This is a genomic window from Zymomonas sp., from assembly GCF_020216885.1.
Lineage (GTDB): Bacteria > Pseudomonadota > Alphaproteobacteria > Sphingomonadales > Sphingomonadaceae > Zymomonas.
The window spans coordinates 1-10,000 of sequence record NZ_JAIWON010000031.1; the positions used below are offsets into that span (position 1 = coordinate 1).

Genomic DNA, 10,000 nt, shown 5'->3' on the forward strand with positions numbered 1-10,000 from the left:
CGACGATTTTATCGCTAATGGCCTGCAATTCAGCATCAGTGAAGCTTTTTTCTGCAGGTTGCAGCATAACTTCAATACCTAATGACTTTTCGTTCTCGTCTATCGTTTCGCCTGTAAAGACATCAAAAATACGAGCCTCGACAATCGCATTTTTGTCAGCACCGGCGATGCTGCGCACTAAATCAGCAGCAGGAACGTCTTTTGGCAGCAAAAAGGCGAAATCACGGAAAACAGGCTGTAGCATACTGGGTGCATAAAGCTGCCGCAATTGTCCTGAATTTTTGCGAAGGGGCAAGGCATCCAAGAATATTTCTGCTCCGATGACGGGCCCTTCGATATTAAATTCAGCAAGAATAGCCGGATGAATTTCACCAAAAACTGCTAAAGTATTTTTGGGTCCAAGGCATAGACGGCCTGAACGCCCTGGATGGTAAACATCACCGGCGTCACCCAGCAACTGCAATTTTTCAACGGGCATACCGACTGAATCTAACATAGCAGAAACAGCGGTTTTGGCATCATAAGCGTCAAAATTCTGGCTTTTGCCGTATTGCCAATCGCGGTTCATCCGCTCACCAGCAAAAATTAGCCCCAGAGTTGGACGTTCAGCTTCTTGCAAATAACGACGACCGACTTCAAATAAGCGAATAGTGGACTGCCCCCGATCCCGATTACGTTTGGCAGCGATAAGTAACCCCGGCAGTAAAGAAGGCCGCATCACCTTCATATCTTCGCTAATGGGGTTAGCAAGTTTCCAGAAAGCTCCTCCAAAAATATCCGCATCTTTTTCGGAGATAAAGCTCCATGTAACGGCTTCATTCATACCAAAAGCAGCCGCTGCACGACGCACACGCCGTTCTGTCAACTGACCGTGGGTTGCAATCGGACGAGCCACACCATCACCGCGATCAAGAGCGGTTGAAGGTACATTATCAAGCCCTTCAATTCTCACAATATCGGCGACGATATCGGCCACGACGCTGACGTCACGACGGAAGCTTGGCACACGAACACGCCAGCCTGCATCAATCGCAAAACCCAATTGTTCAAGGATTTCTCGTTGGCGAGCTGGTGCGACATCCATAGCTGCGAGCGAAGTCACATAGGACGGATCATAAGCAATGACCGGAACAGCTGAAGGCGCTTCGCCTAACGTGACGGCCTGTGTTGCTTTACCACCGCAAAAATCTAGCACCATACGGGTAGCAATCTGTAAGCCTTCATTCAAAAAGGCCGGATCAACACCCCGCTCAAAACGGATACGAGCATCTGAAGCCAGTCCCAATTTCTGACCAGCCTGTGAAACAGCTGCCGGATCAAAATAGGCGCATTCGATAATAACATCTGTGGTCGAGCCTGAAACGCTACCTTTTTCAGCGCCCATAATACCCGCGATGTTTTTGATACCATGATCGTCGGCAATTACCGTGATCGAGGAATCAAGATCATAGCTTTTGCCATTCAAAGCTTCTATTTTTTCGTTATTTTGGGCTTTACGAGCTGTCAATTTACCTTTGATTGCCCCTGCATCATAAACATGAAGCGGACGCCCCAAATCAAACATGATATAATTGGTAATATCAACCAAAGCCGAAGTAGGTCTGAAACCGATAGCTCGTAACCTTCTTGCCACCCATTCAGGCGAAGGACCGTTTTGGATACCGTGAATAAGCTGACCAAAAAAGGCAGGACAACCCTCTTTATCTTCGATAGCAATTTCAGCGGGAGCTGCGTCCGTGACAGGAACCCTTGGAATGGCCAAAGGCTTTAATCGACCGATACCCGCTGTTGCCAAGTCGCGTGCTAAGCCACGGACACCCATGCAATCTTGGCGATCAGGGGTGATGGCAACATCGAAAACGGGATCATCTAATCCTGCCCATTCGACATAAGATTGACCGACGGGCGCTTCATGCGGTAAATCAAGAATACCTTCATGTTCATCACCAAGGCCGAGTTCACGGATAGAACACATCATCCCGCGGCTTTCAACGCCACGGATAGAAGCAATCTTCAGAGTAACATCAATACCCGGAACATAGACACCTGGAGCAGCAAAAACGCCAACCAGACCAGCGCGCGCGTTAGCTGCGCCGCAAACAACTTGTAGTGGTTCGGATTCGCCGACATCGACCGCCAAAATTTGAAGACGATCTGCCTGTGGATGGCGTTCGGCAGTGAGAATCCGTGCAATCCGAAAGGCTTCCAATCCGTCAGCGGGATTATGAACCGACTCTACTTCGTGACCGATACGAGTCAGCGTATCGGCAATTTCCTGAACAGAGGCTTCTGTTTCCAGATGCTCTTTTAACCATGAAAGCGTGAACTTCATGCGCCGACTCCTCCTGAAAGTGTGGGCACGTCAAGCGCGGCAAAGCCAAAGTGACGTAGCCAGCGCAAATCGCCGTCAAAGAAAGCCCGTAAATCATCCATGCCATATTTCAGCATAGCTAAACGATCGATGCCGCAACCAAAGGCAAAACCTTGCCAGACATTGGGATCAAGGCCACAGGCGGTAATCACATTGGGATGTACCATACCGGAGCCTAAAATTTCCATCCAGCCGTCCGGTTGTTTCCCGCCGATAATACGACGCCCTTTTTCAAGGGTGTACCCGACATCAACTTCCATAGAAGGTTCAGTGAAGGGGAAATAACTGGGACGTAAGCGGAGAACGATATCATCGCGTTCAAAATAGGCGCGAACAAAAGTTTCAAGCGTCCATTTTAAATGTCCGAGATGCACTCCCTTATCGATGACTAACCCTTCAACTTGATGGAACATCGGCGTATGAGTGGCATCTGAATCCGAACGATAGGTGCGTCCTGGTGCAATGATGCGGATAGGAGGCTCCTGTCCCTGCATCGTTCTGATCTGAACCGGAGAGGTATGCGTCCGAAGCAACATCCGGCCTTTATCGCCTTTATCTGAAGCTCCTTCCTGAGGTTCAAAATAGAAGGTATCGTGCATAGCACGAGCCGGATGACTTTCAGGGATATTCAGGGCGCTGAAATTATGCCACTCATCTTCGATTTCGGGTCCGCTTGCCACCGCGAAACCAAGGTCAGCAAAGATTTCAGCCAGCTCATCCATAACCTGACTAACCGGATGCAGTGATCCCTTCGGCATTTTTGGAGAAGGCAAGGAAAGATCTATGGTTTCGCTTGCGAGCTTTTCATTTAGTAAAGCTGTTTCCAAGGCCTGCTTACGATCGGCAATCCCTTGCGCCACTGCTTGTCGCAGGCTGTGGATGACAGGCCCTTTTTCTTGCCGCTCTTCCGGAGTCATCTTTCCGAGCGATTTTAAAAGTGCCGTAACAACCCCTTGCTTACCGAGGGCATGGACGCGCACAGATTCCAAGCCGGCCAAATCCTCTGATTGAGAGATCTGGCCGATCAGATCGGCTTTCAGATTATCTAGATCGGTCATGCTTTCCATCATTTTTGTGACCATCGCCTGTTTAACGCGCTGTTCGTGGGAAGGAGATATTTAATATCACCTCATTATAGCGTAAAAAATCCAAAAGATTTTTGCCATATTCAGCCGATATCAGACAGTAAATCATTAAATTTTTCCAGAACGCATCTTCATACGGTTTGGCCGAATGAAGATGCGCACTGGACTGTATAACAAAAGAAGGCATAGAAACGCCCTGAAGAGTGCTCCTATGCCTTTCTCAATCACCTTAAAGAAAGCGATTATTTAAAAGCTTAATCATCAAGCTGCAACGCGTGCGCCTTCCGGTAAAGCTGATTTGACCTGAGCAATGATAGCGCCGAAAGCAGCCGATTCATTCATAGCCAGATCGGCCAAAACTTTGCGATCAAGATCAAGACCGGCTAATTTCAGACCATACATGAAAACACCATAGGTCAAGCCTTCTGCGCGGACAGCAGCGTTGATACGCTGAATCCAAAGTGCGCGGAAAGAACGCTTTTTAACCTTACGGTCGCGATAAGCATATTGACCGGCTTTTTCGACTGCCTGACGGGCAATACGAATGGTGTTCTTCCGGCGGCCGTAGTAACCTTTGGCCTGATCCAGAATCCGATTATGTTTTGCCCGCGTGGTGGTACCGCGTTTTACACGTGCCATCTAATCAGCCTCCCTTAGTTTAAACCGTATGGTGCCCACGCCTTGATGGTGCGGTTTTCAGTTGATGAAACTACATCGGTACGGCGGTGCTGACGGATGTATTTGGCGTTATGGCTGATAAGGCGATGGCGCTTACCGGCGACACCATGTTTTACTTTGCCATTGGCGGTGAATTTGAACCGCTTTTTGACCCCACTTTTGGTCTTTAACTTGGGCATTTTCGTCTCCTTGATTTTGACGATCGACCACCGCCACGGCAGCCCACAAAAAGCCGGGCAGTGTAGAGCAGATCGTGGAAGAAAGGCGGTTTATAAAGAGGGTATCCCTATTTGACAAGCCGCTCTTTCTTAAACTTACAAAGGCTTATAATTCCATGGCAGACAATGCCGGTTCGATCAAGTGATGATCGCCTGCAGCAATGACTTCGCCAACGCTGTTTTTATTGAGTGGACGGTTCTGCCAATCACGCATGATACCCCCTGCCCCTTCGACAATAGGTACAAGGGCAGCAAAATCGTAAAATTTTAGTCCTTGTTCGACCACAAGATCGCAGTGACCAAGAGAAAGAAGACCATAATTGTAACAGTCCCCACCCAATAAGGTATCCCGACACTTTAGGCGGATTTTGTCAAAATGGGCTTCACCTTCTTTTTCAAACAGCCAAGGCGAGGTTGTCGCTAACAGCGCATGATCAAGAGAAGAGCAAGACCGCGTATGAATAATTTCTCCATTAAAACGGGTAGGTAAATCTTTAACTCCGACCCAACGTTCTTGATGGATAGGCTGGTTAATGATTCCAAGAACAGGTTGGCCATCTTCAACCAGAGCAATCAATGTTCCGAAGCTCGCCCGTCCACCGATAAAAGCTCGTGTGCCATCTATTGGATCCAAGACCCAAAGGCGGCGTGCATCAGGACGGGATATACCCATTTCTTCACCAAAAATGCCGTCTTCTGGCCGTTCTTGTTCAAGAATAGCCCGCATAGCCTCTTCGGCACCACGATCGGCTTTTGTCACCGGTGAATGATCAGCTTTGAGGTCAATCGTTAACGGTGCACGAAAGAAAGGCCGGATAATATTTGCGGCAACATCAGCTAGCCGATGAGCAAGACGAATATCATCTTCATAAGCGCTTCGGGACATGATTATCTCCGAAATAGAAAAAGCCTGCTTGCGCAGGCTTTACTTCAGTCAAACAATGAAGAAACCGAAGTTTCATCAGCGATACGCCGAATAGCCTCGGCCAATAAAGGCGCTAAGGATAATTGGCGAATTTTGGCGCATTGCTCAACTTCTGGTCGCATTCCGATGGAATCGGTTACAACCAGTTCCTGAAGTGACGATTTTTCAACTCTGGCAACAGCGGCACCAGAAAGAACGCCATGGGTCACATAAGCAATAACGCCTTCAGCCCCTGCATTCAAAAGAGCTTCAGCCGCATTGCACAAAGTCCCAGCAGAATCGACGATATCATCGATTAGAATACAGAAACGACCCGAGACGTCGCCAATAATATTCATAACTTCTGATTCGCCCGGACGTTCACGCCGTTTATCGACAATGGCCAAAGGTGCATTATCAAGACGCTTTGCCAGAGCTCTCGCACGAACAACACCGCCAACATCAGGTGAAACAACCGTCAGTTTTTTATCGGGGAAGCGCGCAAGGATGTCTGCTGACATCACGGGAGCAGCATAGAGATTGTCAGTCGGGATATCAAAAAATCCCTGTATCTGACCCGCATGGAGGTCAACCGACAGGACACGGCTTGCACCGGCGACTGTGATAAGGTTGGCAACCAGCTTTGCCGAAATCGGCGTACGAGGCCCTGGTTTACGGTCTTGTCTAGCATAGCCGAAATACGGAATGACAGCCGTAATACGACGAGCAGAAGCCCGTTTCAGAGCATCGATGCAAATCAACAGCTCCATCAGATTATCATTTGTAGGCCAGCAAGTTGACTGGATAACAAAGACATCCTGTCCGCGGACATTTTCGCGGATTTCAACAAAAATTTCTTCATCTGCAAAGCGACGCACGGACGCTTTAGTCAGATCAATTTCAAGATAGTCGGCAATAGCCTGACTAATCGGCAAATTAGAATTACCGGCAAGCAGCTTCATGGATCCCTCACGCGAGTAACCGGAAAGATGCGTGTCCCTTAGACATTTTATGCCGAAATGGAAACCTTATGCTGAAAATAAGAACCAAAAATTATCATTTTAACGGTATCAGGTTCCCAAATATCACGACAACGCGCCTTCAATCCCTATAAAATTCTAAAAAATGCAAGACCCTATTTCCTCCGAGAAAATAGCTATGCGTTATCTTTTTTAGATTCCTGCTCACGAGAATAGGCTATTTCTGCTTCGTAAGCAGACGCATAGGGTTCCTGCTTTTCAACACTCCAATAATGAAGGGAATCAAGGTCAATCGCTTTCCCAGAAATTGCGCAAATTACGTGGTTTCCTCGTGAGAGAAGGCGAAAATGGCCATCAAGATATTCAATTTTAGCCGGTTGGTCTTTTTTAAAACCAGGTATCAACATCGATTTTTGTCCAATTAGATCGGTCAGTTAGGATGCTATAACGCAAGAATGACCTATCCTACCATGAGAAAATATTTCAGCGGCCTATTATGCTTAAATGCAAGATCACATTCCTGAATCTTAATAGGATTACAATTTAAAGAGTCCTTATTGAACTCGTCTCATTTTTATTGCTGATTGCTTATCGATATTAGCCACAAAAGAGCCAAAAGTAGCTTTCCTCAATCGAACAACCGAGCCAACATGGGGCTCATTGGGAACAGTTTGGTCATCTATTTGCCGCCAACGAGCACCATTTGAAAAACCGATAATCCAGTGACCTTCGCCATCTTGGTTAACAAAGCTGGCTTTATCTGTGATTTCGTGAATCACATCATCCGTGGCCTGATCTTTTTTTGTCGAGTGAGAAGATGTATTTTCTTTTTTGGGTAAAGCTAAAACAGGTGGTGCAAAGCCAAAGCTCTGCTTTTGTCGAGCAATAATCGCTTCTCTATCAACGACCAAAATATCGTGATGTGTATTCGCATCATCTAATGCTTTTATATTTTCATCGAAACAATGCAGCCTTGAAGGCTCGTCATTAAGAGAACGACAAGCCAATAATTTGCCGAATAAAGGACTATCTTTAAAGTTATTTTGATTCTTCGCAGCCTTTGCAGGTAACAAAGTAACTGCCATGCTAAAGCACAAAAACATTCCCATTTTTTTAGACAAAAAACTTTTCATATGATTTTGCAGCTCCAGCCAATAGCCTCATGGCTAAATAGATAAATACTTTTATCGTATAAAATAAATTATTTTATATGTTTTTTAACAAAAATTAAACTTTATTTTTAATAAAATTATACCACATTTTTAACATTTAATGTTATTAATTAATTTTTTTATTTTTAAAAATTATTATTTAATTTTAAATTAAATGTTTTTAATCTATTAAAATGAAAAATAATATCATTACGTTAACAACAAAAATTAAATTTACGTATTAAAACTTACATCAAGCTACCATGTTGCAATTTTGTTACATTTTTTTGGGTAATGAATGGTAAACATAAATTTCTTTATTTCGACGATTGCAGAAACATAAAAAATATTATTATCTGTGTTGAGTAGGAAAAATGCGGCTTTGTTCGGGGTAGCTCAAAGCAGACCGCAAAGAGATGCACGATAAACATCTGTCTAAAAGAAGATGTTGGTTTTGGGGACGGTGCACATCTCAAAAAGGGGGAATAATGATCAGAAGACATCTGAAAAATGCCTTCATGACCACGGGTATGGTCGCGGGCGTTATTGCATGGTCAACGCCTGTTTTTGCACAGGAAACTTTACAGGATACGCCTCAGCAATCAGATACATCTGCCGGCAGTAATTCAGCCAGCAATGCTAATAATGCGGGCATTCCAACAATGGCGCCAGCGCCGGCAGCTTCCGAATTAGCGCAGCCAAGCGGCACAATCACTGTTACGGGTTCACGCCTTCCACCAGGTATAACTTCGACCAGCCCAATTACCTCTGTTAATGCGAAAGAAATAACCAAGCAGGGTTATACCCGTATTGAAGATATGCTTAATCGGATGCCACAATTTTATGGCAACCAGAATAGCGCTGTTTCCAATGGTTCGACAGGTACAGCAGATGCTAATTTGCGCAATTTGGGTTCTCAGAGAACTCTTGTTTTAATTAATGGTCGGCGAGTTATGCCGGGTGATACGACATCTCAGGCAGCCGATTTAAATGCTATTCCATCATCCCTAATCAAACGGGTAGATGTTTTAACCGGTGGCGCTTCTTCTGTTTATGGTTCAGATGCGGTTGCCGGTGTCGTCAATTTCGTTATGGATACGGATTACGAAGGCTTTCATGCAGATGCCCAATATAACGTATTAAATGGTGATAATGATAGCCGAACTATGCGGAGTATTCTACGAAATAGTCCGATAGCTGGAACCAAAACCCCTACTAATACCCCCTTCGATGGCTGGGGGTTCAATGCCAATCTGAAATTCGGTGCCGGCACTAAAGATGGGCGGGGTCACGTTGTAGCTTATCTTGGATATCGGAGACAAGCCGCAGTTACGGGCGCAGACCGTGACTATTCAGCTTGCCCGATCAAGGGTAAAGGTACGGATGGAGCTATCTGTAGTGGATCTATGGCAGCCTCCCCAAGTTCTGTCCTTGTAGGACAGAATGGAGATCCTTATCAATTTACCGATGGAGGTCTTGTCGAAGGTACAAATAAATACAATTACAACACACTGAGCAATATTCAAAGACCAGATCAGAGGTATACAGCAGGTTTCTTTGCTCACTATGATGTAACGGATGGCTTCAAGCCTTACGCTGAATTCCAGTTCATGGATGACAGAAGCTCTGCCCAAATTGCGCCGTCGGGTACTTTCGGCTATGGCCGAGTTAACTGCGATAATCCTTTTCTGACATCCCAAGCTCAATCTATTTTATGCTCTGTTGGGAATACAACTTCTTCTACAGATAGCCGAGGAAAACAGTACGACACTTCAACCGCACAATTTTTTAAACGTAACGTTGAAGGTGGGCCCCGCATTGATACTATGAAGCACACCTCTTATCGTGGTGTTATTGGGTCGAAAGGCGAAATTGTTAAAGGCCTAACCTACGATGTCTACGGGCAATATGGTTCGACCATTGTTTCTAGTTATTCAACGAATGATTTTTCCATTCGTAAACTGAATAACGCGATGAACGTTGTAAACTATAATGGCACACCAACTTGCCGTTCTGTCATTGATGGCACAGATACAAGCTGTGTCCCATACAACATTTTTAGCGGGAATGGTCCTAGCCAAGAATCTATCAATTATCTTAATACGCCTGCTGTTACTACAGGTTCAACTCAGGAAACCGTTGTAAGCGGCTCGTTGACCTTCGATGGTAGTGAGTATGGAATCCAACTGCCAACAGCTAGCCATGGTCTAAGCGTCAACGTCGGTGCAGAATATCGGCGTGAAAAAATGAAGGCTTACTCTGATTATGAAGTAGCATCTGGCGATTTAGCAAGCCAAGGCGGGCCGCGTCTTTCTTCGCAAGGAAAGTATGACGTAAAAGAACTTTTCATTGAAGCCGCATTACCCATTATGGATCATCGTCGGGGTGTCAACGACCTAACCTTGACCGGAGGTTTCCGTTATTCAGACTATAGTTCAACTGGTTCTGTACAATCCTATAAAGGTCAAATGATTTATTCACCTATAAAAGGTGTTGCGCTGCGGGGAGGATATAATAGAGCTGTTCGTGCTCCAAATATTCAAGAATTATATTCTCCTACACAAGTGGCTTTAGATGGATCAACAGATCCATGTGCTAGCAGCAGTCCGACAA

The 10,000-nt window shown here is 45.5% G+C and carries 9 protein-coding genes; 1 reads left to right on the forward strand and 8 read right to left on the reverse strand.

Annotation, left to right across the window (positions count from 1 at the left end; translation table 11 throughout):
• The 8 genes from pheT to LDL18_RS01615 all read right to left on the reverse strand — a co-directional run.
• The coding region (pheT, locus tag LDL18_RS01580) for a phenylalanine--tRNA ligase subunit beta (RefSeq protein WP_296506444.1) at nucleotides 1–2,332 on the reverse strand (2,332 nt) is incomplete at its 3' end.
• Nucleotides 2,329–3,441: a phenylalanine--tRNA ligase subunit alpha gene (gene pheS / locus LDL18_RS01585; protein WP_015740351.1), complete on the reverse strand. Its 1,113-nt coding sequence runs from the start codon at nucleotides 3,439–3,441 to the stop codon at nucleotides 2,329–2,331. The genes pheT and pheS, both read right to left, overlap by 4 nt.
• A 276-nt stretch (nucleotides 3,442–3,717) precedes the next feature.
• Nucleotides 3,718–4,095: a 50S ribosomal protein L20 gene (rplT, locus tag LDL18_RS01590; protein ID WP_011241288.1), complete on the reverse strand. Its 378-nt coding sequence runs from the start codon at nucleotides 4,093–4,095 to the stop codon at nucleotides 3,718–3,720.
• 14 nt (nucleotides 4,096–4,109) lie between these two features.
• On the reverse strand, nucleotides 4,110–4,313 hold the full coding sequence (gene rpmI / locus LDL18_RS01595) for a 50S ribosomal protein L35 (RefSeq protein WP_011241289.1): 204 nt from the start codon (nucleotides 4,311–4,313) through the stop codon (nucleotides 4,110–4,112).
• A 145-nt stretch (nucleotides 4,314–4,458) separates the two neighbouring features.
• The gene (locus LDL18_RS01600; protein ID WP_296506454.1) at nucleotides 4,459–5,238 is read right to left on the reverse strand and encodes an inositol monophosphatase family protein; all 780 of its coding nucleotides are present in this window, start codon (nucleotides 5,236–5,238) and stop codon (nucleotides 4,459–4,461) included.
• A 44-nt stretch (nucleotides 5,239–5,282) separates the two neighbouring features.
• Nucleotides 5,283–6,218, reverse strand: coding sequence for a ribose-phosphate pyrophosphokinase (locus tag LDL18_RS01605; protein ID WP_011241291.1), 936 nt, complete (start codon nucleotides 6,216–6,218; stop codon nucleotides 5,283–5,285).
• 194 nt (nucleotides 6,219–6,412) lie between these two features.
• On the reverse strand, nucleotides 6,413–6,643 hold the full coding sequence (locus tag LDL18_RS01610) for a DUF2093 domain-containing protein (protein ID WP_296506460.1): 231 nt from the start codon (nucleotides 6,641–6,643) through the stop codon (nucleotides 6,413–6,415).
• A 147-nt stretch (nucleotides 6,644–6,790) separates the two neighbouring features.
• Nucleotides 6,791–7,321, reverse strand: a complete 531-nt coding sequence (locus LDL18_RS01615; RefSeq protein WP_296506462.1) for a hypothetical protein — start codon at nucleotides 7,319–7,321, stop codon at nucleotides 6,791–6,793.
• Between the two features lie 554 nt (nucleotides 7,322–7,875).
• On the opposite strand from LDL18_RS01615, the gene LDL18_RS01620 reads away from it, so the two are divergent.
• A partial coding sequence (locus tag LDL18_RS01620; protein WP_296506464.1) for a TonB-dependent receptor occupies nucleotides 7,876–10,000 on the forward strand: 2,125 nt, incomplete at its 3' end.